This is a genomic window from Streptomyces sp. NPDC048420 (assembly GCF_040651535.1).
Lineage (GTDB): Bacteria > Actinomycetota > Actinomycetes > Streptomycetales > Streptomycetaceae > Streptomyces.
The window spans coordinates 142,991-167,498 of record NZ_JBEZKG010000019.1 but is presented as its reverse complement, the minus strand read 5'-3'; the positions used below and the strand labels follow the sequence as shown (position 1 = coordinate 167,498).

Below are 24,508 nucleotides of genomic sequence, written 5' to 3'. Positions count from 1 at the left end.
TGCACGGCCCAACCCACGGTTGCCACGCTGTTGCTGTCTGTACAACCTGATGGGAGCGGCCAGTGACATTCGGTGAGCAGCCGGCGTACCTGCGTGTCGCGGGGGATCTCCGTAAGAAGATCGCCGACGGTTCGCTGCCACCGCACACCCGCCTGCCGTCCCAGGCCAGGATCCGCGAGGAGTACGGCGTCTCGGACACCGTCGCCCTGGAGGCGCGCAAGGTGCTGATGGCCGAGGGCCTGGTGGAGGGCCGCTCCGGCTCCGGGACGTACGTCCGTGAGCGGCCCGTGCCCCGCCGTATCGCCCGCTCCGGCTACCGCCCGGCCTCCGGCGCCACCCCCTTCCGGCAGGAGCAGGCCGACGGGGAGGGGCGCGGCACCTGGGAGTCCAGCAGCGCCCAGACCGAGGCCTCCGCCGCCATCGCCGAGCGGCTCGCCCTCCGGCCCGGCGACCGCGTGATGTGCACCAAGTACGTCTTCCGGGAGGCCGGTGAGCCGATCATGCTCTCCACCTCCTGGGAGCCCCTCGCGGTGACCGGGCGCACTCCCGTGATGCTCCCCGAGGAAGGCCCCCTCGGCGGTATGGGTGTCGTCGAGCGGATGGCCGCGATCGACGTCGTCGTGGACAACGTCACCGAGGAGGTCGGCGCCCGCCCCGGCCTCGCCGAGGAGCTGCTCGCCCTCGGCGGTGTCCCCGGCCATGTCGTCCTCGTGGTCCACCGCACCTACTACGCCTCGGGGCGCCCGGTGGAGACTGCGGACGTGGTCATCCCGGCCGACCGCTACCAGGTCGCGTACCACCTTCCGGTGAAGTAGCGTGCGCCCCAGAGAAGTTGCCCCGGGCGAACACTCAACCGGCCCGCAGGCGAACGCCGTTCGAATTCGGCCGTTCTAGCAGGTCCACACCACAGTCCCGGCGGCACCGCTGACCGGACGCATCGCCGTCCACCGGGGCGCGTTCACCGCTGTGCGCCCCCTGTCTGAGGAGTCCGTCCTGGCTGGTTGCGTACCTCTTTGTGAAAACGCGTGTTCGCTGCGTAAAGGTAGGGCGTAGGCTCGGGCATATGCGGATTGCGGTTTCCTTATCGGGTGGGGCTCGACGCAGGTCGGGAAGGAGCGGTGGGGCGCAATGAACGACGGCACGATCACTCTTCCCTGGCTGGTCATACGGCAGGACGACAGCGGCAATCGTTACCGCGTGGGCAGGTACGCGACCAGGGCGGAGGCCCAGAAGATCGCGGACAGCCTCGACTCCCGCGGCCACAAACAGCTCTACTGGGTCGAGCGCATCAGCCAGAACGGCGCCGGCCCGGCCGACTGACCGAGCCTCCCGTAGGCTCCGGCGCATGACGGAACGGATCGTGGTGGTGGCGGCCGCCCTCTACGACGGCGACCGCCTCCTCGCAGCCCGCCGCAGCGCGCCCCCGGCGTTGGCCGGCCGTTGGGAGCTGCCCGGGGGCAAGGTGGAGCGGGGGGAGAGCCCGGAGAAGGCTCTGTCCCGTGAACTGCGTGAGGAACTGGGCGTGGAGGCCGAGGTGCTGGATCGGGTCCCCGGCGAGTGGCCCCTGAAGCCCCCGTACGTCCTCCAGGCCTGGACCGCCCGCCTCCTGCCGGACTCCCCGGCCCCCAAGCCCTTGCAGGACCACGACGAACTCCGTTGGCTGGCGCCGGGCGAACTCTGGGACGTCGACTGGCTCGACCAGGACGTGGAAGCCATCGGCGCACTGAGGGCATTCAGGGGCGCGGGGAACTGCGCGACAAGCCACAACGCACCCGCACCCGCCCCCCGACGGAACCCCCCGAGCTCTTAGGCGCCCCGGCTTACCCCATTCGGCACGGTACCGCCCCCGCAATACCGGGTATGTGCCCCTTAACCCCACGAAAGCGGACATGGGTCGGCCCGGGATGTGATCGGCGTGATCGACACCGAAGGCGACTGCGCCGAGTGGACCTTCCCCGAGGACCCCGGCGCCGTACGCGCCGCGCGTACAGCGGTCCGCGAAAGCCTGCGCGCCTGGAACCTCGACGGCCTCGCCGACATCGCCGCCCTGCTGGTCAGCGAGCTGGTGACGAACTCCCTGCGGCACGCCACCGGCCCCATCGGCGTCCGCCTGGTCCGCCCCGACGCGGTCGACGGCATCCTCCTGGTGGAGGTCTCCGACCCGCTCCCCGACCCGCCCCGCGAACGCGTCGCCGAGCTGGACGACGAGAGCGGCCGCGGTCTGCAACTGGTCGCCCATGCCGCACACCGCTGGGGTACCCGCCCCGGCGCGACGGGCAAGACGGTCTGGTTCGAGCTCGCGGTACCGGGATGAACAGGACCTGATCGCGATGAAGAACACCTGTACGGCATGGTTCAGGCCAGTGGCGGTTGTCGACGGGCGTGATTCGACGCGGTGTCCGCTGGTTAGAAGACTGGAAGTGTTGTCGCAGTCCGGACCGAAAACCGTCGGGATCGTGCTGTGATCGTGAACACCGTGTTGTGCGGCACCGTAGTGCTGGATACTGCGGGCAGCCGCCCCCGGTGACCGGTGCCGGGCGCGGTGAGCTGGAGGGGACGGTTCGCGTGAGCGAGATACCAGCGAAGGCCACGGAGTCGAATGACCCGTCGGGCGGCGCGAGGACGGAGGCCGCGGGTGATGCCGCGGCGCACATCCGTACCGGCGAGGCGCTGTCCGGTGACGCCATCTGGCAGAGCAGCCCGCCCGGCTCGATCTACGACTACATCAAGGTCGCGTCCTTCTCCATAGGCCCCGACGGCCTCGTCGACCAGTGGAGCCTGCGCGCCGAGCAGCTCTTCGGCATCCCCGCCGGGCGTGCCGTCGGCATGGACCCCATCGGGGCGTTCATCGACCCGGACCTGCACGCGCAGGGCCAGCGCAAGATGGCGGAGATCCTGGACGGCCGCGAGTGGACCGGCGTGGTCCCCTTCCGGATGCCCCCGTCGTCGACCGACGGCGAGTGCGGCCGGGAAGGCCTCGCCGAGGTCTACGTCATGCCGACGCGGACCGAGGAGGGTGAGAAGGCCGCCGTCTGCATCGTCGTCGACGTGCGCACGCTCAGGAGCATCGAGACCGACCTCGCCGCCTCGCAGGCGATTTTCGGTCAATCTCCTTTCGGATTCATTCTGATCGACCCCGATCTGCGCATTCGCCGCGTCAACTACCGTTTCGCCTCCGTCTTCGGCGGCAGCCCGGACGACCACCGCGGCAAGGGCGTCCACGACTACCTGCCGCGTCCCGAGGCCGAGCGGGTCACCGCGACCCTGCGCCGGGTCCTGGAGAGCGGCGACTCCATCACGGACATGCACGTCACCGGCTTTCTGCCGGGTTCCGACGAGCGTCGGCACTGGTCCATCAACCTGTACCGGGTGCGCAGCGGTTCCGGGCGGCCCATCGGAATCGCCTGGCTGGGAACCGACATCACCTCCCGCCGTGCCGCCGCCCGCGAGGCCGCCGCCGCCCGGCGCAATCTCGCCCTCCTCAACGAGGCCGGTGCCCGCATAGGGAACTCCCTCGACCTGGAGACCACGGCCCGCGAACTCCTGGACGTCGTCGTCCCCGGCTTCTGCGACCTGGCCACCGTCGACCTGTACCAGGGACTGCTGGCCGGCGACGAGACCCCGCCCGGGCTCGCCGACGGCAGCGCCGAACTGCGCCGGGTCGCCTTCGCCAGCGCGGTCTCCGACGCCCCCTTCATCGGCTCGGGGGCTCCCGTCTCGGTCGGCGCGGTCCACCACTACCCCTTCAACTCGCCCTGCGCGGACGCCCTGCGCACCGCACGCCCGCAGTACATCCCGGCCGAGGAGGGCGGCCTGGTGCAGTCCACGCTGGCCGTGCCGATGGTCGCCCACGACACCGTCGTAGGACTCGTGCAGTTCGCCCGGACGAAGGGCAGCGAGCCGTTCGGGGACCGGGACCGGGACCTGGCGGTGGAGTTGGCGGCGCGGGCCGCGGTCTGTATCGACAACGCGCGCCTGTACCGGCGGGAGCACGAGCGGGCGCTGATACTGCAGCGGTCCCTGCTGCCGCCCGGTGACCCGGTCGCCTCCGGTCTGGACATCGCCTGCCGCTATCTGCCCGGCAACTCCTCCGCGGACCGCCCCAGCGAGGTCGGCGGCGACTGGTTCGACGTCATCGAACTGCCGGGACACCGCACGGCCTTGGTGGTCGGGGACGTCATGGGCCGAGGGCTGCGCGCGGCGGTGGCGATGGGCGAACTCCGCTCCGCCGTCCGTACCCTGGCCCTGCTGGACCTCGAACCGGCCGAGGTGCTCTCCGCGTTGGACGAGATCGCCCGCGGTCTCGGCGCCCCCGGTGGGGTCCAGCAGGCCACCCGCGCGGCCCGCCGCCCCCGTGAGGCGGACCTGTCCGAGGTGTACCTGGCGACCTGCGTCTACGCCGTCTACGACTCGGTGACCCGCCGCTGCACCTTCGCCAACGCCGGCCATCTGCCGCCCGTGCTGGTCGAGCCCGGCGAGGACGCCCTGATGCTCGACGTGCCGCCCGGCATGCCGCTCGGCGTCGGCGGCGAGCCCTTCGAGGAGGTCGAGGTCGAACTACCCGAAGGCGCCCTGCTCGCGCTCTACACGGATGGACTGGTCGAAAGCCGCGATCACCCCCTCGACGAAGGCCTCCAGGCGTTCGTCGGGGCGCTCACCGACCCCTCCGCGCCCCTGGAGGACGTCTGCGACCACGTCCTCAACACCCTCGACACCCACCACGGCGAGGACGACATCGCGCTGCTGATGGCACGTGTCCAGGGCCTGCCCGCCGGCTCCGTCGGCGACTGGACGCTCCCGCGCGAGCCCCGCAGTGTGGGCCGGGCCCGCGAGTACGCGCGCGGCCAGTTGCTGAGCTGGGACCTGGAACCCCTGGTCGACACCACGGAGCTCCTCGTCAGCGAACTGGTCACCAACGCCCTCCGGTACGGCGAGGGAGACATCCGGCTCCGCCTCCTCCTCGACCGCACCCTGGTCTGCGAGGTCTGGGACTCGGGCCTCGTCCAGCCCCGCCGCCGGCGCGCCCGCGACACCGACGAGGGCGGCCGCGGCCTCCAACTGGTCGGCCTGCTCAGCGCCGCCTGGGGCTCCCGCCGCACCCCGCGCGGCAAGACGGTGTGGTTCGAACTGCCGCTGCCCGACGGGGAGCACGGCATGGTGGACCCGGCGGAGGCGTTGCTGAGCCTGTTCTAGCCCGGCTCGGAGGGGTGCCCGCGCAGTCGTACGTCCCGCTCCGCGAGGTCGCGCGCCTCGCGGGCCAGGATGTCCGCCCGCGGGAGGTCGTCGGTCGTGCGGGCCTCCGACAGGCGCACCCGGGCCGAGACGCCGACCGCCTCGCGGTGGACGGTGACGTACTCGTCCGCCGCCGCCAGCGACTCCCGGGCAACCAGCAGCGCGGCCGCCCCGAGCACTCCGGACCGGCCCGTCGCGAGCGGCGCGGTCGCGTGCACGATCCGGCGCAGGACGCCGAGCGGGTCGTACGGCCGGCCGGACGTCGTCTCCTGTCGTACGGCGGCCAGGACCGCGTCGGCGTGCAGCAGCCGGGCGTAGGTCTCGCCCTCGTAGACGGTGCCGTCGCGGAACGGGGCCAGTTCCGCCTCCGCGCCCGTGAGGGCGGACGGGATCAGGCGGGCGGCCTCGGCGAGCGTCTCGCGCAACCGGGTCACGGCCGTCACCAGCACGTCCGCCCGGGAGATCGCGGTCTCCGCCGCGCGCAGGTGCCGGGCCGCCTCGTCGGGCCGGGCGGCGGCGGTGGCCTGGTGGGTCTGGTTGAGGTGGACGGTGGCGGTGACCAGGCTGTCCTTGGCCAGCTCGACGTATCCGGTGACGGAGTCGGCCATGGGCGCGGTCTCCACCTCGGCCGTGCGGGCGGTCAGCTCACGGAAGCGGGTCTCGGCCGACGCCAGCGCCCCGGCGGGGTCCTCCTCCAGCGCCCGCAGCCCGCGCAGGTTCTCCGCGTCGACCGCCAGCCGCCGCCCGGCCTCCTCGCAGCGGCCCACGACTCCGGCGAGCGCCGCCGCCTCCTCGGGGACACCCTCGTCGTACCGCCGCCGGATCGCGCACGCGGCCGACAGCTCGGCCTCGGCCGCCTCGGCCGCCCGGACGAACGGGACCATCGCCTCGGCGCCGAACCCGGCCTCGGCGAAGGGGAGTTCCTCGCGGAAGGCGCGGAGGCTGTTGTCCGCGTCGACGAGCGCGGTCCGGGAACGCTCGTCGAGGTCGGACAGCGGAGCGGCCGGCGAGGGGTACGCGCCGACGTGGGTCGTACCGGGGGAGGCCGGTGTCGTACGGCTGCGGGTGCGGCGTATCCGGCGCAGGGAGCCGTAGGCGGCGAGGCCGACGACCACGGCGAGGGCGGCCACCGGCAGGACGAGGTCGGCGGAGGAGTCGTCGTCCGCGGGCGCGGCGGCTGCGGTACGCGCCCCTGCAACCGCCGTGTCGTCATTGATCGTCATGCACGGCAACACCAGCCACACGACCGCGGCCACCAGGCCCAGCAGGGCATGCGCCACCCGCACGGATATGTGCGAGCGGCCGCGCCGCGGTCGGCCCCGTATCAAGGATGACGTCACATTTCGGAGCGTATGGGCCGGAATGCGGGGGCGCGAGCGGGGCGGGGTGGCGGGGGTACGGCGAGAGGACGGGGAGCGGATGTCGGATGTGCAGGACATACAGACCGAGGGGGACGGCGACAAGGACCGGCCGGTGCCGAAGCGGAGACACCGCCGTTGGATCCGCTGGAGCGTGCTCGGACTCGTGCTCGTCGTCCTGCTGCCCCTCCTCACCGTCGCGGTCGCCCTCCGGCTCAACTACACCGGCGACCCGGCCGACGGCACCTACACCCGCGACAAGGACGCGATCTGGCTCGGCCACGCCTGGGTGGACGGCCGCAAGACGGACGCCGACGTCACCGCCCTCGCCCGCCGCCTGAGGGACACCGGCATCCGGGACCTGTACGTCCACGCGGGCCCCCTGGAACACGACGGGACGCTGCCCGCGTCGGCGTACCCGAGGGCGCGCTGGCTGATCGGTGCCGTGCACAAGGCGGCCCCCGGCATCCGCGTCCAGGCCTGGCTCGGCGACAAGCTCGCCACCGAGAGCCCGGACGGCATGCGCCTCGCCGAGAAGGACACCCGGGCTGCCGTCGTGCGGTCCACCCGCGAGATCCTCGCCGCCGGATTCGACGGCGCCCACTTCGACCTGGAGCCCCTGCACTCCGGGGACCAGAACTACCTCGACCTCCTCGACGCCCTCCACCGGGTCACCCGCGCCCGTGGCGTCCCCCTCTCGGTCGCCGCCCACCAGATCGACCCGCTGCCCGCGCTGCACTCCGTCGCCGGGACGCTCGCCGGGCACCCCAAGTGGTGGTCGCAGGCGTACTTCGGCGAGGTCGCGCGACGGGTCGACCAGATCGCGGTGATGTCGTACGACACGAGCACACCGCTGGAGAGCCTGTACGGCGGATATGTCGCCCAGCAGACCTCCCTGGCTCTGGAGGTCACCCCCGACTCCACCGACCTGCTGATGGGCCTGCCCTTCTACCGGGAGAACAACTTCGACCACTGGTCCTTCGCCGAGACCGTCCCGGCCGCCGTCCGGGGCGTCCGCCTCGGCCTCTCCCGCACGGACGCGGACCGCGCCAACTTCGGGGTCGCGCTGTATGTGGACTTCGCGGCGACGGAGGGGGACTGGGCGGCGTACGAGAGGGACTGGGTCCGTTAGAAAACCACCTGCGTTCCGGCCCGCCGCACTGCGACGATCTGCCGAATGACCACCACCCGCAGACACCTCACCCGCGACGACCTCGCCCCCCTCGCCCGCGCCGCGACCGGCCGTGGCCTCACCGGTGTCACCCGGCTGCGTGGCGGCACCAAGAAAGGGGTCTACCGGCTGGCCCTCGACGGCGGCACGACCGTCGTCGCCTACGTCTGGTCGCCGGACGAGGACTACTGGGACGCGGGCCCGTCCGACCCCCGCGACCCCTTCTCCGCCGGGACGACCCTCGATGTCTTCACCGCCGCGCATGGCCGCCTGATCGCCGCCGGAGTCCGTACCCCCCGCCTCCTGTACTCCGACACCGCCCTGGACGCCGTGGTCGTCGAGGACATGCGCGGCGGCAGCCTGGAACAGGCCCTGGAGCGGGACCCGGTCGCGGGCCGTGCCGCGCTGGACCGGCTGGCCGCCGAGCTCGCGACCCTGCACGCCCAGGAAGGCCCGGCGTTCGGCAAGGTCGGGCTCGTCGACAACGGCGGTACCCCGTCGTCGAGTTCGGCCGTACAGCGCGTCACCGAGGGCGCCCTGCGCCACATCGAACAGGCCGCCGTACGCGACGAACGGATCGCCGCCGTACGGGAGGAGCTCGCAGAGACCGTACGACGGCTCGCCGCCGCCGTCCGGCCCCGCGACCGGCACACCCTCATCCACGGCGAACTCGGCGCCGACCACGTCCTGTTGGACGACGAGGGCAGGCCCGCCCTCATCGACGTCGAAGGGCTCATGTACTTCGACGTCGAGTGGGAACACGTCTTCCTGCGCATCCGCTTCGGCCCGCGCCACTACGACGTCCTCCGTACCCGCGACCTGGACGAGGACCGGATGCGCCTCTACCGCCTCGCCATGCACGTGTCCCTGGTCGCGGGCCCGCTCCGCCTGATCGAGGGCGACTTCCCGCACCCGGAGGGGATGCGGGAGATCGCGGAACACAACCTGGTCAGGGTGCTGGAGCTCGTGGGACGATGATCGGCATGCACTGGGTACTGGTGGGGGTGGCCGCGCTCTCCCTGACGGTTCTCGCCGTGGGTGGCGTGGCGGGGATCGCGACCGGCTGGGTCGCGCCCTGGGGCCGGTCCAGGGTCCTGCGGCCGAGGCTGTGGGGCTACGGATCGTTGATCGGCGCGGTCGGAGCGGCGGTGTGGACCTTCGTGGGCCCCCTGGCCGGACCGCCGCACGGCCGGTCCGCCTACCTGGCGTGGGCCGGCTGGACCGTGTTCATGGTCGGCCTGCTCATCCAGCTCCGGGCCAAGCGCCCCGGCCGCGCTACGAAGACCTCCTCCTGATCTTCGACCCCAGCCACACCAGCGGGTCGTACTTGCGGTCAACAGCCCTTTCCTTCAGCGGAATCAGCGCGTTGTCCGTGATCTTGATGCCCTCGGGGCAGACCTCCGTGCAGCACTTGGTGATGTTGCAGTAGCCGAGACCGTGCTCGTCCTGGGCCGTCTTCTTGCGGTCCAGGCCGGTGTCCTCGGCCGCGTCCAGCGGATGCATGTCCAACTCCGCCACCCGCATGAGGAAGCGCGGGCCCGCGAACGCCGTCTTGTTCTCCTCGTGGTCGCGCACGACATGGCAGGTGTCCTGGCACAGGAAGCACTCGATGCACTTGCGGAACTCCTGCGAGCGGTCCACGTCCTCCTGCATCATCCGGTACTCACCGGGCCCGAGGTCGGCCGGCGGCACGAACGCCGGGACCTCCCGCGCCTTCTGGTAGTTGAAGCCGACGTCCGTGACCAGGTCGCGGACGACCGGGAAGGCGCGGAGGGGAGTGACGGTGATCGTCTCCTCCTGGGTGAAGACCGACATGCGCGTCATGCACATCAGCCGCGGCCGCCCGTTGATCTCCGCCGAGCACGAACCGCACTTGCCCGCCTTGCAGTTCCAGCGGACCGCGAGATCGGGTGCCTGGGTGGCCTGGAGGCGGTGGATGATGTCGAGGACGACCTCGCCCTCGTTCACCTCGACCTTGAAGTCCTCCAGGTCACCGCCCTTGACGTCACCCCGCCACACCTTGAAGTGGGCCGTGTAGCCGCTCATTCGTACAGCTCCTCTTCGGCGAGGTACTTGACCAGCTCCTCCTTGTCGAAGAGGGCGAGCAGGTCGGCGCGGATGGGGTCGGTGGTCTCACGGGTGAGGTCGATCTGGCCCCGGACCGGGTCCGTGGCCGCCAACCCGCCCGTCGGGTCGGTCAGTTGGCACAGCAGGTTGATCCGGCGCCACTCGCGGTCCATCGCCGGGTGGTCCTCGCGGGTGTGGCCGCCGCGCGACTCGGTCCGCTCCAGCGCCGCCCGCGCCACGCACTCGCTGACCAGCAGCATGTTCCTGAGGTCCAGCGCGAGGTGCCAGCCCGGATTGAACTGCCGGTGCCCCTCGACCCCGGCCCGCCGGGCCCGTACCCGAAGATCCGCGAGCTTCTCCAGGGCCTGCTCCATCTCGCCCTCCCGGCGGATGATGCCGACCAGGTCGTTCATGGCCTGCTGGAGCTCCTGGTGCAGGGTGTACGGGTTCTCCGGAGGTCCTACGGCGGGTGCGACGCCCTCCGCCGAGAACGGTCGCAGCGCCTCGGCCGCCGCCGCGTCGACCTGGGCCTCGTCCACGGGCGGCCGTTGCGTCGAGGTCGCGTACTCGGCCGCGTGCCAGCCCGCCCGGCGCCCGAACACCAGCAGGTCGGAGAGCGAGTTCCCGCCGAGGCGGTTCGAGCCGTGCATGCCGCCCGCGACCTCACCGGCCGCGAACAGCCCCGGCACCCCGCGCGCCGCCGCCGTGTCCGACTCGACCGCGATCCCGCCCATCACGTAGTGGCAGGTCGGCCCGACCTCCATCGGCTCGGCCGTGATGTCGACGTCCGCCAGCTCCTTGAACTGGTGGTACATCGACGGCAGCCGGCGCCGGATGACCTCGGCGGGCATACGGGTGGAGACGTCCAGGAAGACCCCGCCGTGCGGGGAGCCGCGGTTCGCCTTGACTTCGGCGTTGATGGCCCGCGCCACCTCGTCACGGGGGAGCAGCTCGGGAGGGCGCCGGTTGTTGTCCGGGTCCTCGTACCAGCGGTCGCCCTCCTCCTCCGACTCGGCGTACTTCTCCTTGAAGACGTCCGGGACGTAGTCGAACATGAACCGCTTGCCCTCGGAGTTGCGCAGCACCCCGCCGTCGCCGCGCACCGACTCGGTGACGAGGATGCCCTTCACCGACGGCGGCCAGACCATGCCGGTCGGGTGGAACTGCACGAACTCCATGTTCAGCAGGGGCGCGCCCGCGAGCAGGGCCAGCGCGTGGCCGTCGCCGGTGTACTCCCACGAGTTCGACGTCACCTTGAAGGACTTGCCGATGCCACCGGTGGCGATCACGACGGCCGGGGCTTCGAGGACGAAGAAACGGCCGGTCTCACGGTCGTAGGCGAAGACACCGGAGACGCGGGATCCGTCCTTGAGGATCCGGGTGACCGTGCACTCCTGGTAGACCTTCAGGCGGGACTCGTAGTCGCCGGTCTCCTTCTTGTCCTCCTGCTGCAACGACACGATCTTCTGCTGGAGCGTGCGGATCAGTTCGAGCCCCGTGCGGTCGCCGACGTGGGCCAGGCGCGGGTACTCGTGGCCGCCGAAGTTGCGCTGGGAGATCCGGCCGTCCTTCGTACGGTCGAACAGGGCGCCCCAGGTCTCCAGCTCCCAGACCCGGTCCGGGGCTTCCTGGGCGTGCAGCTCGGCCATCCGCCACTGGTTGAGGAACTTGCCGCCGCGCATGGTGTCGCGGAAGTGGACCTGCCAGTTGTCGTTCGAGTTGGCGTTGCCCATGCTCGCCGCGATGCCGCCCTCGGCCATCACGGTGTGCGCCTTGCCGAACAGGGACTTGCAGATCACGGCCGTACGGGCACCGCGCTCGCGGGCCTCGATGGCGGCGCGGAGTCCGGCCCCTCCGGCGCCGACCACGACGACGTCCCATTCCTGCCGGTCGACCACGGACATCAGAAGCCCCTCTTTATCCGCTAGAAGATGGTCGGATCGTCGAATGCGCCGGACGCGACCAGGAACACGTAGAAGTCGGCGAGCGCCACGCTCACCAGAGACGCCCAGGCGAGCAGCATGTGCCGGGCGTTCAGCCTGCCCACGAACTGCCAGGCCTTGTAGCGCACGGGATGCTTGGAGAAGTGCCTGAGCTTTCCGCCGACGATGTGCCGGCAGGAGTGGCAGGAGAGGGTGTACGCCCAGATCAGCACGATGTTGACCAGGAACACCAGGGTGCCGAGGCCCATGTGGCCCCACTCGTACTTCTCGTTGCGGAACGAGAGCACGGTGTCGTAGGTCAGGATGCCGGCGACCAGGATCGCGGCGTAGAAGAAGTACCGGTGGATGTTCTGCAGGATCAGCGGGAAGCGGGTCTCACCGGTGTACTTCTTGTGCGGCTCGGCCACCGCGCAGGCCGGCGGGGACGCCCAGAAGCCCCGGTAGTAGGCCTTGCGGTAGTAGTAGCAGGTCAGGCGGAAGCCGAGCGGGAAGATCAGGATGATGATCGCGGGGGAGATGCCCCACCAGCTGCCGAAGATCTCCCAGTTGGGGCCGTGCCGCATGGGCTCGCAGCGCTCGGCCAGGCAGGGGGAGTAGAACGGCGAGACATACGGGGCCGCGTAGTAGTCCGTGTCGGCGAAGGCCCGCCACGTCGAGTACACGATGAAGGCGAGCAGCCCGGCGGCGGTCGCCGCGGGCGCCAGCCACCAGCGGTCGGTGCGCAGGTGCGGGGCGTCGATCGCGGCGCGCGTACCGGTGCGTACGCCGCCGCTCACGGTATGGGATTCGGTGTCGGGGGGTTCCGTACCAGTTGCCAACGCTTGACTCCGGTCGGGTTCAGGGGGCTCGGCGGTCGCGGGCCCCCAGACCCTCGTCGTCCGAGTCCGTCCACAGGGTGTTGTCGTACGGGGTGTCGGAGATGGAGACGAGATCCGGGCGGCGGCCCTTGGCCAGCGCCGGGTCGGTCTCCCTCAGCAGCGCGAGGCTCTCGCGCAGCCGGTCGGCGTCCATCCGGACGCGGCGCATCTCCAGGCCGCCGCTGCCCAACTGCTGCTCCAGGCGTTTGACGTACCGGAGCACTTCGTCGAGCGAACGCTGGGCCGATGCCAGTTCGTCGTGCACGGACATGACGTGACCTCACTTCCGTGGGCGGGGGCGCCCTGGGCGGGAACGGTCATGCGCCTGCGAGTGTTGCGCGTCACACCTGCCGGTGTGAAGGGACGTGCACGGATTGGCGGATCGCGTGCCTCCGTGCGCGCCCCTCGTGCGCCGTCGATTGCGCCGCACGGGTGGGCTTCCCGGTTGTTTTCGCCGTGTCGCCGTCCGTTGCCGAACCCTTTCCTCTTCAGTGGCCGCATACATGTGATCAGCTCCATATACCGCCAAAAGTGATCATAACGCCCGCGGCTCCCGGAGGTAAGCAGAGATGTCCACAGACGGCGTCGGACTGCGCGCGGTCATGCGCTCGGTCGCCTTCCTCACCGCGGGCGCGCTCGTGGTGCCCGTGCTCGCCGGGTGCGGTTCCGGGGACAAGGCGAGCAAGCCGCTCGCCGAGCAGGACATCGCGGCCGTCCCCCGCGACCGGGTCGCCGACGGCGGCACCCTGCACTGGGCCGTGGACGCCGTCCCGGAGACCCTGAACACCTTCCAGTCGGACGCGGACGCGACCACCACCGCCGTCGCCCAGGCCGTCCTGCCGTCGATGTACCGCCTCGACGCGAACGGGCGCCCCAAGGTGAACCCGGACTACCTGGAGTCCGCGAAGGTCGTCGAGACCGAGCCCAAGCAGGTCGTGCTGTACAAGCTGAACCAGCAGGCCGTGTGGAGCGACGGCCGGGAGATCGGCGCCGCCGACTTCGCCGCCCAGTGGCGTGCCCTGTCCGGCAAGGACTCCGCGTACTGGACCGCCCGCAACGCCGGCTACGAACGCATCGAGAAGATCGAACGCGGGGCCGACGACCTGGAGGTCCGGGTCACCTTCGCGCGGACGTACGCCGACTGGCGCTCGCTGTTCTCGCCGCTGTACCCGAAGGACGTCATGGGCACCCCGGACTCCTTCAACGACTCCGCCCGCAAGAAGCTCAAGGTCACCGCCGGTCCCTTCACGCTGAAGAAGGTCGACCGCAAGAACGACGAGCTCACCCTCGCCCGCAGTACCCGCTGGTGGGGCCACCCCGCCAAGCTGGACGAGATCGTGCTGCGTGCCGTACCCCGCGACGAGCGGACCACCGCGCTGGCCGCGGGCCGGGTCGACCTCGCCGAGATCGACCCCGAGGCCCTCGACCGCATCAACCTCGCCGCCCGCGCGGGCGGCGAGGCCGGCAGCACCCCGCTCGCCGGTCCGAACGGCCTCCCGGCCCACGGCTCCGGCAGCAACCTGGCCGCCGCCGACGCCCTGCGCTCCTGGGCCGTCGCCCACGGGGACGACGAGGACGCCGCCGACGACGAGATCAGCGCCCGCGAGAGGAAGCGCGAGGCGATCGCGGCCTACGAGCGTCAGCAGACGGCCCTGAGGGGCTTCGAGGTACGCAAGTCCCTCGAACCCGCCTACACCCAGCTCGCCCTGAACGGCGCCGCCGGACCGCTCGCCGACGAGCGGGTTCGCCGGGCCGTGGCCCGCGCCCTCGACCGCAAGGCGCTGGCGAGCGTCGTCCTCTCCCCGCTCGGGCTGCCCGCCGTCCCCGTCGGCAGCCACCTGGCGCTCTCCGGCCAGGATGCCTACGCCGACAACAGCGGCGCGCTCGGCGGCCAGGACACCAAGGAGGCGTCGGCGCTGCTGGCCGATGCCGGGTGGGTGCTCGGGGGGCCGTTGGATAAGAAGAAGCAGAAGGCCGCAGGTGCCAAGGGCAAGAAGGCCGACAAGGACTCCGACAAGGACTCCGAGGACAGCGACGACAAGAGCAGCGACGACAAGGACCCCAAGGACCACGCGGAGAAGAGCGACGGCGGCTCCCGGCAGCTCGCGCAGGACGGCAAGCAGTACGCGAACACGCTGAAGCAGGGTGGGCCGCCGGCCGGGGCCTACGCGCCCAAGGGCACGCCCGCTCCGGCCGGTGCCGCGGCCAAGGCGCTGGCCAAGGACGGCAAGGCGCTCACCCTGAAGTTCGTGCTGCCGTCGGGGCCGGGATCCGAGACGCTGCGGACGGTGGCCGGGCGGATCTCCGCGATGCTGCGGAAGGTCGGCATCAGGACCGAGATCTCCAAGGTGTCCGACGAGAGCTACTTCAAGGACCACATCGCGTCCGGGCAGTACGACCTCGCCCTGTACTCCTGGCCGGCCACCGCCTTCCCGGCGACCGACGCCCGGCCGATCTTCGCCAAGCCGGTACCGGCCGCCGACGGCTCGCTGAACGTGGAGCAGAACTACACGCGGGTCGGCACGGACCAGGTGGACCAGCTCTTCGACCAGGCCGTCGCCACGCTCGACGAGGGCAGGAGCCGGAGCCTGATCCGCAAGGCCGACTCCCGGATCTGGGCGGCCGCCGGATCCATCCCGCTGTACCAGCGGCCCCAGCTGTCCGCCGCGAAGAAGGACGTGGTGAACGCCGGTGCCTTCGGCTTCCAGACGCCGGTCTACGAGGACATGGGCTTCCTGAAGAAGGGCGCGAAAGCCCCGGCGGGCAGCGCCGGGGACTGAGCCCGGCGGGCCCCAGTTCCGAAGGCACCGTACGATGGGGTGAGGCCGTGGCGTGTTCAGCCCGGCAGGGTCCGCGTAACACAGACGTACGCGTCGGCCTTCCTCACACTCCAGGAGTACGCCTTCATGGCCACGCGCCACGACATCCGCAACGTAGCCATCGTCGCCCACGTCGACCACGGCAAGACGACCATCGTCGACGGCATGCTGAAGCAGGCCGGTGCCTTCGCCGCCCACCAGCTCGAGGGCGTCGACGACCGCATGATGGACTCGAACGACCTGGAGCGTGAGAAGGGCATCACGATCCTCGCCAAGAACACGGCGGTGAAGTACCACCCCAAGGACGGGGGGGACGTCATCACCATCAACATCATCGACACCCCCGGTCACGCCGACTTCGGCGGCGAGGTCGAGCGCGGTCTGTCGATGGTCGACGGTGTCGTCCTCCTCGTCGACGCCTCCGAGGGCCCGCTCCCGCAGACCCGCTTCGTGCTGCGCAAGGCGCTCCAGCAGCGGCTGCCCGTCATCCTGTGCATCAACAAGACGGACCGGCCCGACTCCCGGATCGACGAGGTCGTCAACGAGACCTACGACCTCTTCCTCGACCTGGACGCGGACGAGGAGCAGATCGAGTTCCCGATCGTCTACGCCTGCGGCCGTGACGGCATCGCCTCGCTGACCAAGCCGGAGAACGGCACGGTCCCGGCGGACTCCACCAGCCTGGAGCCGTTCTTCTCCACGATCCTCCAGCACATCCCGGCCCCGACCTACGACGAGGAGGCCCCGCTCCAGGCGCACGTCACCAACCTGGACGCGGACAACTTCCTCGGCCGTATCGCGCTGCTCCGCGTCGAGCAGGGCGAGCTGCGCAAGGGCCAGACCGTCACGTGGATCAAGCGCGACGGCTCCATGTCCAACGTCCGCATCACCGAGCTGCTGATGACCGAGGCGCTCACCCGCAAGCCCGCCGAGGTGGCCGGCCCCGGTGACATCTGTGCCGTCGCCGGTATCGCGGACATCATGATCGGCGAGACCCTCGCCGACCCCGAGAACCCGATCCCGCTCCCGCTGATCACGGTCGACGAGCCCGCGATCTCCATGACCATCGGCACCAACACCTCGCCGCTGGTCGGCCGTGGCGGCACCGGCAAGGGCGCCGACAACAAGGCGGCCGTCAAGGACCGCAAGGTCACCGCCCGCCAGGTCAAGGACCGCCTCGACCGCGAGCTGATCGGTAACGTCTCGCTGCGCGTCCTCGACACCGAGCGCCCCGACGCCTGGGAGGTGCAGGGCCGTGGTGAGCTGGCGCTGGCCATCCTGGTCGAGCAGATGCGCCGCGAGGGCTTCGAGCTGACCATCGGCAAGCCGCAGGTCGTCACCAAGGACGTCGACGGCAAGGTCTACGAGCCCGTCGAGCGCATGACGATCGACGTGCCCGAGGAGCACATGGGCGCGGTCACGCAGCTCATGGGTGTCCGCAAGGGCCGGATGGACAACATGTCGAACCACGGCTCCGGCTGGGTGCGCATGGAGTTCGTGGTGCCGTCCCGTGGCCTCATCGGGTTCCGGACCGAGTTCCTGACCCAGACCCGCGGCACCGGCATCGGCCACTCCATCCACGAGGGCTTCGAGCCCTGGTTCGGCACCCTGCAGACCCGTAACAACGGCTCCCTGGTTGCCGACCGCGCCGGCGCCGTCACCGCGTTCGCGATGACGAACCTTCAGGAGCGCGGTGTGCTGTTCACGGACCCCGGCACCGAGGTGTACGAGGGCATGATCGTCGGCGAGAACTCGCGCTCCGACGACATGGACGTGAACATCACCAAGGAGAAGAAGCTCACGAACATGCGGTCCTCCTCGGCCGACTCGTTCGAGGCGATCGTGCCGCCGCGCAAGCTCTCCCTGGAGCAGTCCCTGGAGTTCTGCCGCGACGACGAGTGCGTCGAGGTGACCCCGGAGGCGGTCCGCATCCGCAAGGTCAACCTGGACGCCCGCGAGCGCGCCCGCGCCGCGAGCCGGGCCAAGCACGGCTGACACAGACCGTCCACGGTGACGCCGGGCACCCCGCAACGCGGGGTGCCCGGTTGTCTGTTGACTGAGGGTAGGGAAAACCCTCACCTTCGTTCCGGATCCGCAAAAACGGATCGCGGCGCACTACGCTCCTCTCAGCGCTGGTTCTGTCCGCCTCCTGTGACCTGGTGAACAACCCCGGGTGCCGGATTTCACGCCGCTGCACAGCGACCGCGGATGCGCAAGTTATTTTTCATGCCCGCCGCGTTCGGTATGCGGACATTCAAGTCCGATAGGTGTGTAACAAGTCCGTTTCGCAGGGATCTTTCGGCAAACCCTTTGTCCGGATTTTGGAAGATGTACGCGTCAGGTGTGATCGAACCGAGACCTCGTGAGTGTGGTTCGGCCATGGCGCATGGCAGATAGTTAGGCGCGTAGAGCTCGGGAAAACGGGTCACGCGCTGCAGGCGGCGCCGACTCACGAGCGCGGGGGCACTTGACCATTTCAGGCACCGGTAACGGTGATGTGTCATGTGCTCCCCCATGCGGTGAACCAATGGACTCATGAGGAGGAGCCCCATGCGTGGTGCCAAGAGCGCCAAGTGGGTTGCGATAGCCGCCGTTGTGGCGCTGGGTGCGACGGCCTGTGGCGGTGGCGGGGACGACAGCTCGAGCTCGGGCAAGAGCAACGGCGTTATCTCGGTGGAGATCGGCGAGCCACAGAACAGCCTGGTGCCCTCCAACACGTACGAGACCGAGGGCGGTCAGGTCATCAGTGCCCTCTTCACGGGGCTGACCAAGCTTGACGCCGACAACAAGGTCGTCAACGCCATGGCCGAGTCGGTTGAGTCCAAGGACAACAAGGTCTGGACGATCAAGCTGAAGTCGGGCTACACCTTCCACAACGGTGAGAAGGTCACGGCCCAGTCCTTCGTCGACGCCTGGAACTACGGCGCCAACCAGACCAACGCCCAGCAGACCAACCCGCTGTTCAGCCACATCCAGGGCTACAGCGACCTGAACCCGGGCGAGGGCAAGAAGCCCACGACCGACAAGATGTCCGGCCTGAAAGCCCTCGACGACAACACCCTCCAGGTCACCCTGAACGGAGCGTTCTCGGCGTTCCCGTCGCAGCTGTCCTTCACCGCCTTCGTGCCGCTGCCCAAGGCGTTCTTCAAGGACCCGAAGGGCTTCGGCGAGGCCCCGATCGGCAACGGCCCGTTCCAGATGAAGGGCAAGTTCAAGCACAACGAAGAGATCGACGTCACGAAGTACGACAAGTACCCGGACGCCTCGAAGATCGAGGTCAAGGGTGTCAACTTCAAGATCTACTCGAACCTTGACACCGCCTACAAGGACCTTGTCGCGGGCAACCTCGACGTCCAGCTCGTCATCCCCAACTCGGGTCTGCCGACGTACCACAAGGACCTGCCGGGCCGTTACATCGACGAGGCCGACTCGGGCGTCGGTTACATCGGCTTCCCGATCAAGTACAACAAGGCCTTCCAGAACGCGGACCTCCGCAAGGCCATCTCCATGTCGATCGACCGCGAGGCGATCGCGTCGAAGATCTTCCTCGGCGCCCGTACGCCCGCGGACGACTTCATCAGCCCCATCATCGACGGATACCGCAAGGGTGCCTGCGGTGACGCCTGCACGCTGAACCCGACCAAGGCCAAGGAGCTCTACAAGGCGAGCGGCGGCCTGCCCGGCAACACGCTGGAGATCGGCTACAACGCCGACGGCGACCACAAGGCGTGGGTCGAGGCGGTGGCCAACCAGATCCAGCAGAACCTGGGCATCAAGGTCACGGCCAAGCCGTTCGAGCAGTTCCAGACCATCCTGAACGACCTGGACGCCAAGAAGTACAAGGGCGCGTTCCGCATGGGCTGGAACATGGACTACCCGGACATGGAGAACTACCTCCGTCCGATCTTCTCGAAGGAAGCCATCACCAACGGCTCCAACTACGCCGGTTACGTGAACGAGGACTTCGAGAAGCTGCTCGTCGAGGGCGACCAGGCGGCGACGCACGAGGACGCCGTCAAGAAGTACCAGCAGGCCGACGACATCCTCCTCAAGGAGATGCCCTACATCCCGGTGTACTTCTACACCCTGAACAGCGGCTTCAGCGACAAGGTCAAGTCGATGAAGATCGCCGGCCACAACATCCTGTGGGACACGGTCAAGCTCAGCTGACCAGGTTCTGAGCAGTCCTGACAGCGCGGTACGGGGTGAGCAGGGGGAGGGACATCCTTCCCCTGCTCACTCCTGCTGCCGTCTCCCCGTCCGACCGTGCCTCCCCTCGGCCACGGTCGGGTCGAGCACCCCCTCTGGAGTACCCATGGGCCGATACGTCGCGCGCCGCCTGCTACAGGTGATCCCTGTGGTCATAGGCGTCACGTTCATCATCTTCTGCCTGGTCTTCGCTCTGCCCGGCGACCCGATCCAGGCACTGGCCGGCGAGAAGCGCGCCGACCCGAACATCGCCGCGATCCTGCGCGATCACTACCACCTCAACGAACCGCTGTACCAGCAGTACTGGCACTACATCAGCGGCGTCTTCACCGGTGACCTCGGTGAGACGTACAACGGGCGTGCCATCTCCGAGATCGTCTCCGAGCGGTTCCCCGTCACCCTGAAGCTGGGTCTGACCGCGTTCGGCATCGAGGCCGTGATCGGTATCGTCGCGGGCATCTTCTCCGCCCTGAAGAAGGGCAAGTTCCTCGACAACGTCGTGCTGATCTCGACGCTGGTGCTGATCTCGATCCCGGTCTTCGTACTCGGCAGCGTGTTCCAGCTGGAGTTCGGCGTGAAGCTGAAGATCACGCCGGTCGCGGGCATCGAGAAGGGCTGGCCGCAGAGCTACATCCTCCCCGCCGTCGTGCTGGCCTCGACGTCGATGGCCTACATCGCGCGCCTGGTGCGGACGAGCATGACGGAGTCGGTGCGCGCCGACTACGTCCGTACGGCCGTCGCCAAGGGTCTGCCCACGCGTCGGGTCATCGGGGTGCACGCGCTGCGCAACTCCCTGATCCCGGTGGTCACCTTCCTCGGCTTCGACCTGGGTGCTCTCATGGGTGGCGCCATCATCACCGAGCGCGTGTTCAACATGCCCGGTATCGGCGGTCAGCTGGCCCAGTCCCTCTATCTGCGCGAGCGGCCGGTCGTGGTAGGGCTGGTGACCCTGCTGGTGCTGATCTACCTGGTGGCCAACCTCCTCGTAGACCTGTTGTACGCCGTGCTCGACCCGAGGATCCGTTATGAGTGAGAAGACGATAGAGAGGCCCACCACCGACGAGGCCGCCCTCGCCAAGGAGATCGAGGCCGAGGAGAAGGCGGCGGCCCGTCAGGCGAGCCTGCTCAAGGACGGCTGGGCGGATCTGCGCAAGCGGCCCATGTTCATCGTGACGGCCCTCATCATCGTGTGCCTGCTCGCTCTGGCGATCGCGCCCGGCCTGTTCACGGCACGCTCCCCGTTCTCGGACGGCTTCTGCCAGCTGCAGAACTCCATGAACGGGCCGTCGTCCGGACATCTCTTCGGCTACGACGTCCAGGGCTGCGACATCTACACGCGGACCGTGTGGGGCACCCGCAACTCGATCGTGGTCGGCGTGGTGACCACCATCGTCACCACCCTCCTGGGCGGACTGCTGGGCATGCTGGCCGGTCTGGTCGGCGGCTGGATCGACGCGGTGCTGTCCCGTATCACCGAGGTCTTCTCCGCCCTGCCGCTGCTCGTCGGCGGTCTGCTGATCATGTCGATCTGGGGCGGTGGCGACGTGTGGTCGGTGTCGTTCATCATGGCGATCCTCGGCTGGCCGCAGGTCTTCCGGATCATGCGCGGCGAGGTCATCTCCAACAAGTACAACGACTATGTGACGGCCGCCCGGGCGCTCGGCGCGGACTCGTGGCGGATCGCGTTCCGGCACATCCTGCCGAACACGCTCGCCCCCGTCATCGTCATCACCACGATGAACCTGGGCGTCTACATCGCCGCCGAAGCCGCGCTGTCCTACCTGGGTATCGGCATCCAGTACCCGAACATCTCCTGGGGCGTCATGATCAGTGACGCTCAGGACCGGTTCCTGACCAACCCGCACGCGCTGCTCTTCCCGGCCGGCGCCCTGAGCATCACCGTGCTGGCGTTCATCATGCTCGGCGACGTGGTCCGCGACGCCTTCGACCCCAAGACACGCTGAGGGAGGCGTACGTGACCATCATCGACCCGACGGACGCCGTTCCGGCTCCGCGCTCCGGCGATCCGGAGCACACCGGCCCGCTGCTCGAAGTGCGCGACCTGCACGTCGAGTTCAAGACCCGTGAGGGCGTCGTCCGCGCCGTCAACGGCGTGAACTACTCCGTGAAATCCGGGGAGACCCTCGCCGTGCTCGGCGAATCCGGCTCCGGCAAGTCCGTGACCGCGCAGGCGATCATGGGCATCCTCGACATGCCGCCGGCCAGCATCCCCAAGGGGGAGATCCGCTTCTACGGCCAGGACATGCTCACCATGTCCGCCGAGGAGCGGCGCAAGCTGCGGGGCGCCCGCATCGCGATGATCTTCCAGGACGCGCTGTCCTCGCTCAACCCCGTGCTCAGCGTGGGCTTCCAGCTGGGCGAGATGTTCCGCGTCCACCGTGGGATGTCCCGCAAGGCGGCCAAGGCCAAGGCCATCGAGCTGATGGACCGGGTGAAGATCCCGGCCGCCGCGGCCCGCGTGAGCGACTACCCGCACCAGTTCTCGGGCGGTATGCGCCAGCGCATCATGATCGCCATGGCGCTCGCCCTGGAGCCGGACCTGATCATCGCCGACGAGCCCACCACGGCTCTCGACGTGACGGTGCAGGCACAGGTCATGGACCTGCTCGCGGAACTGCAGCGCGAGTACCAGATGGGGCTCATCCTCATCACCCACGACCTGGGTGTCGTGGCGGACGTGGCCGACAAGATCGCCGTGATGTACGCGGGCCGCATCGTGGAGACGGCGCCGGTGCACGAGCTGTACAAGCGCCCCGCGCACCCCTACACCCGCGGTCTCCTGGACTCGATCCCGCGTCTGGACCAGAAGGGCCAGGACCTCTACGCGATCAAGGGTCTGCCGCCCAACCTGCTGAAGGTGCCGAGCGGTTGCGCCTTCAACCCGCGCTGCGAGAAGGCACAGGACATCTGCCGCACCGACCGCCCGCCGCTGGTCCAGGTGACCGAGCGGGACGGGACGGAACTGCCGGGCCGCGCCAGCGCGTGCCACTTCTGGAAGGAGACGATCCATGGCTGAGACGACCAAGGCCCCCGAGCCTGAGGACGCCACGCCGAACGTCTCCGACGTCGATGTCGCCGACGTGCACACCGAGGCGGAGGCCGTAGCCGCCCTCGACGCGCCCGTCGAGCGGGGCGAGCCGATCCTGCAGGTGCGCAACCTGGTCAAGCACTTCCCGCTGACGCAGGGCATCATCCTTCGACGGCAGGTCGGTGCCGTGCAGGCCGTCGACGGCATCTCCTTCGACCTGTACCAGGGCGAGACCCTGGGCATCGTCGGCGAGTCCGGCTGTGGCAAGTCCACGGTGGCCAAGCTCCTGATGAGTCTGGAGCGGGCGACGTCCGGCGAGGTCTTCTACAAGGGCCAGGACATCACCAGGCTCTCCGGCAAGGCGCTCAAGGCCGTCCGCCGGAACATCCAGATGATCTTCCAGGACCCTTACACCTCGCTCAACCCCCGTATGACGGTGGGCGACATCATCGGCGAGCCCTTCGACATCCACCCCGAGGTGGCCCCGAAGGGCGACCGGCGCCGCAAGGTGAAGGAGCTGCTGGACGTCGTCGGCCTGAACCCGGAGTACATCAACCGCTATCCGCACCAGTTCTCCGGCGGCCAGCGCCAGCGCATCGGCATCGCCCGCGGTCTTGCCCTCAACCCCGAGGTCATCATCTGCGACGAGCCGGTGTCCGCGCTGGACGTGTCGGTCCAGGCGCAGGTCATCAACCTGATGGAGGGGCTGCAGGACGAGTTCAACCTGTCCTACATCTTCATCGCGCACGACCTGTCGATCGTCCGGCACATCTCGGACCGCGTGGGAGTGATGTACCTCGGCAAGATGGCCGAGATCGGCTCCGACGAGCAGATCTACGAGCACCCGACGCACCCCTACACCCAGGCACTGCTGTCGGCGGTCCCGGTGCCCGACCCGCAGGACCGCGAGCAGCGTGAGCGGATCATCCTGACCGGTGACGTGCCCTCCCCGGCCAACCCGCCGTCCGGCTGCCGCTTCCGCACCCGGTGCTGGAAGGCGCAGGACAAGTGCGCGGAGGAGGTTCCGCTGCTGGCGATCCCCGAGAAGTTCCAGGGCTCGGACTCCCCGGCGGCCCACGAGTCGGCCTGCCACTTCGCCGAGGAGAAGGACGTCGTGCACGCGGCCTGACGCCCGAGACGGCACGGTCATGGTTCCCGGCACCCCCGAGGGTGCCGGGAACCGGCATTTCCGGTGCCAGGAGGGCGAGTTGCCGCGCCGACTTCCTGTGCGGCCTGCCCAACGTCCGCGAAGAGCAGCTCCGACGCCCACGACCGGATGCGCTCCGGCGCCGACCACCTGGCGTCCCACCGAGTGAGGCAGCGAGTCCTGGCCGCCGCGCCGGGCCGGACGGCCCATGTCCGGCCGAGGCCGTCCGCGCCGCCCCGGACCACTACGCGAGCCGCTGAGCGTGGCCTCGACCGCTCGGCGCCTGTGGCCCTGCGCGGTGACGGCCATGACCTGCGACGACACGAAGCCTGCCCGGCAACACCACGTGGCGGGACGCGAGCGCCCCGCGCTCGCCCATGACGGGATGGCCGCTGTTGGTCGGTCCCCAGCGCCCGCCTGGCTGGTGCTGACCGTCGGCCCTACGTCCGCGCAGGGCTTGTCGCGGCGGTCCGTCGGTCCTGCGCCTGTGCAGGGCTTGTCGCGGCGGTCCGTCGGTCCTGCGCCTGTGCAGGGCTTGTCGCGGCGGTCCGTCGGTCCTGCGCCTGTGCAGGGCTCGTCGCCGCAGTCCGTCGGTCCTGCGCCTGTGCAGGGCTCGTCGCCGCAGTCCGTCGGCCGCTTGCCCTCCCACCGCAGCC

The 24,508-nt window shown here is 69.6% G+C and carries 20 protein-coding genes; 15 read left to right on the top strand and 5 right to left on the bottom strand.

The window, feature by feature from the left end; genetic code table 11:
• Positions 1–62 precede the first annotated feature (62 nt).
• The 5 genes from AB0D34_RS32840 (at position 63) to AB0D34_RS32820 (ending at position 5,193) form a co-directional block, all read left to right on the top strand.
• Complete coding sequence (locus AB0D34_RS32840; protein ID WP_362668192.1) at positions 63–815, top strand: GntR family transcriptional regulator; 753 nt, start codon at positions 63–65, stop codon at positions 813–815.
• A gap of 313 nt (positions 816–1,128) precedes the next feature.
• Entirely contained in the window at positions 1,129–1,320 is a 192-nt protein-coding gene (locus AB0D34_RS32835) for an SPOR domain-containing protein (protein ID WP_362668190.1), read from the top strand.
• A gap of 25 nt (positions 1,321–1,345) precedes the next feature.
• A complete protein-coding gene (locus tag AB0D34_RS32830; protein WP_362668188.1) occupies positions 1,346–1,810 on the top strand; it encodes a (deoxy)nucleoside triphosphate pyrophosphohydrolase in 465 nt (154 codons plus the stop codon).
• Between the two features lie 96 nt (positions 1,811–1,906).
• On the top strand, positions 1,907–2,314 hold the full coding sequence (locus tag AB0D34_RS32825; RefSeq protein ID WP_362668185.1) for an ATP-binding protein: 408 nt from the start codon (positions 1,907–1,909) through the stop codon (positions 2,312–2,314).
• 251 nt (positions 2,315–2,565) lie between these two features.
• Positions 2,566–5,193, top strand: coding sequence for a SpoIIE family protein phosphatase (locus AB0D34_RS32820; RefSeq protein WP_362668183.1), 2,628 nt, complete (start codon positions 2,566–2,568; stop codon positions 5,191–5,193).
• Here AB0D34_RS32820 and AB0D34_RS32815 read toward each other — a convergent pair.
• A complete protein-coding gene (locus AB0D34_RS32815; protein ID WP_362668181.1) occupies positions 5,190–6,572 on the bottom strand; it encodes a hypothetical protein in 1,383 nt (460 codons plus the stop codon). The two genes, AB0D34_RS32820 and AB0D34_RS32815, sit on opposite strands and share 4 nt — an antisense overlap.
• Positions 6,573–6,651: 79 nt before the next feature.
• Between AB0D34_RS32815 and AB0D34_RS32810 the strand changes: the two genes are divergently transcribed.
• The 3 genes from AB0D34_RS32810 to AB0D34_RS32800 are packed head-to-tail and all read left to right on the top strand — an operon-like array spanning position 6,652 to position 9,056.
• Positions 6,652–7,722 (top strand): hypothetical protein, encoded by a 1,071-nt coding sequence (locus tag AB0D34_RS32810; RefSeq protein WP_362668179.1) that lies wholly within the window; start codon positions 6,652–6,654, stop codon positions 7,720–7,722.
• Positions 7,723–7,767: 45 nt separating this feature from the next.
• Positions 7,768–8,739: a phosphotransferase gene (locus AB0D34_RS32805; protein WP_362668177.1), complete on the top strand. Its 972-nt coding sequence runs from the start codon at positions 7,768–7,770 to the stop codon at positions 8,737–8,739.
• 5 nt (positions 8,740–8,744) lie between these two features.
• Positions 8,745–9,056 (top strand): hypothetical protein, encoded by a 312-nt coding sequence (locus tag AB0D34_RS32800; RefSeq protein WP_362668174.1) that lies wholly within the window; start codon positions 8,745–8,747, stop codon positions 9,054–9,056.
• On the opposite strand, the gene AB0D34_RS32795 is transcribed toward AB0D34_RS32800, so the two are convergent.
• The 4 genes from AB0D34_RS32795 to AB0D34_RS32780 are packed head-to-tail and all read right to left on the bottom strand — an operon-like array spanning position 9,037 to position 12,899.
• Positions 9,037–9,807 (bottom strand): succinate dehydrogenase/fumarate reductase iron-sulfur subunit, encoded by a 771-nt coding sequence (locus tag AB0D34_RS32795; protein WP_362668172.1) that lies wholly within the window; start codon positions 9,805–9,807, stop codon positions 9,037–9,039. The genes AB0D34_RS32800 and AB0D34_RS32795 overlap by 20 nt on opposite strands.
• Positions 9,804–11,732, bottom strand: a complete 1,929-nt coding sequence (locus tag AB0D34_RS32790; RefSeq protein ID WP_362668170.1) for a fumarate reductase/succinate dehydrogenase flavoprotein subunit — start codon at positions 11,730–11,732, stop codon at positions 9,804–9,806. Before AB0D34_RS32790 ends, AB0D34_RS32795 begins: the two co-directional genes overlap by 4 nt.
• Positions 11,733–11,752: 20 nt before the next feature.
• Positions 11,753–12,589, bottom strand: coding sequence for a hypothetical protein (locus tag AB0D34_RS32785; protein ID WP_362668168.1), 837 nt, complete (start codon positions 12,587–12,589; stop codon positions 11,753–11,755).
• A 19-nt stretch (positions 12,590–12,608) separates the two neighbouring features.
• Positions 12,609–12,899 (bottom strand): hypothetical protein, encoded by a 291-nt coding sequence (locus AB0D34_RS32780; RefSeq protein WP_362668165.1) that lies wholly within the window; start codon positions 12,897–12,899, stop codon positions 12,609–12,611.
• Positions 12,900–13,197: 298 nt separating this feature from the next.
• Here AB0D34_RS32780 and AB0D34_RS32775 point away from each other — a divergent pair, with 298 nt between their 5' ends.
• From AB0D34_RS32775 to AB0D34_RS32745, 7 genes are all read left to right on the top strand, one after another.
• A complete protein-coding gene (locus tag AB0D34_RS32775) occupies positions 13,198–15,408 on the top strand; it encodes an ABC transporter family substrate-binding protein (RefSeq protein ID WP_362668163.1) in 2,211 nt (736 codons plus the stop codon).
• Positions 15,409–15,534: 126 nt separating this feature from the next.
• The gene (gene typA, locus AB0D34_RS32770; RefSeq protein ID WP_362668161.1) at positions 15,535–17,442 is read left to right on the top strand and encodes a translational GTPase TypA; all 1,908 of its coding nucleotides are present in this window, start codon (positions 15,535–15,537) and stop codon (positions 17,440–17,442) included.
• A 555-nt stretch (positions 17,443–17,997) separates the two neighbouring features.
• Positions 17,998–19,617, top strand: coding sequence for an ABC transporter substrate-binding protein (locus AB0D34_RS32765; protein WP_362668159.1), 1,620 nt, complete (start codon positions 17,998–18,000; stop codon positions 19,615–19,617).
• 145 nt (positions 19,618–19,762) lie between these two features.
• Positions 19,763–20,689, top strand: a complete 927-nt coding sequence (locus tag AB0D34_RS32760) for an ABC transporter permease (RefSeq protein WP_362668156.1) — start codon at positions 19,763–19,765, stop codon at positions 20,687–20,689.
• Positions 20,682–21,620, top strand: coding sequence for an ABC transporter permease (locus AB0D34_RS32755; protein ID WP_362668153.1), 939 nt, complete (start codon positions 20,682–20,684; stop codon positions 21,618–21,620). Before AB0D34_RS32760 ends, AB0D34_RS32755 begins: the two co-directional genes overlap by 8 nt.
• An 11-nt stretch (positions 21,621–21,631) precedes the next feature.
• The gene (locus AB0D34_RS32750) at positions 21,632–22,693 is read left to right on the top strand and encodes an ABC transporter ATP-binding protein (RefSeq protein WP_362668150.1); all 1,062 of its coding nucleotides are present in this window, start codon (positions 21,632–21,634) and stop codon (positions 22,691–22,693) included.
• The gene (locus tag AB0D34_RS32745) at positions 22,686–23,834 is read left to right on the top strand and encodes a dipeptide ABC transporter ATP-binding protein (RefSeq protein ID WP_362668147.1); all 1,149 of its coding nucleotides are present in this window, start codon (positions 22,686–22,688) and stop codon (positions 23,832–23,834) included. Before AB0D34_RS32750 ends, AB0D34_RS32745 begins: the two co-directional genes overlap by 8 nt.
• The last annotated feature ends 674 nt before the right edge of the window (positions 23,835–24,508 follow it).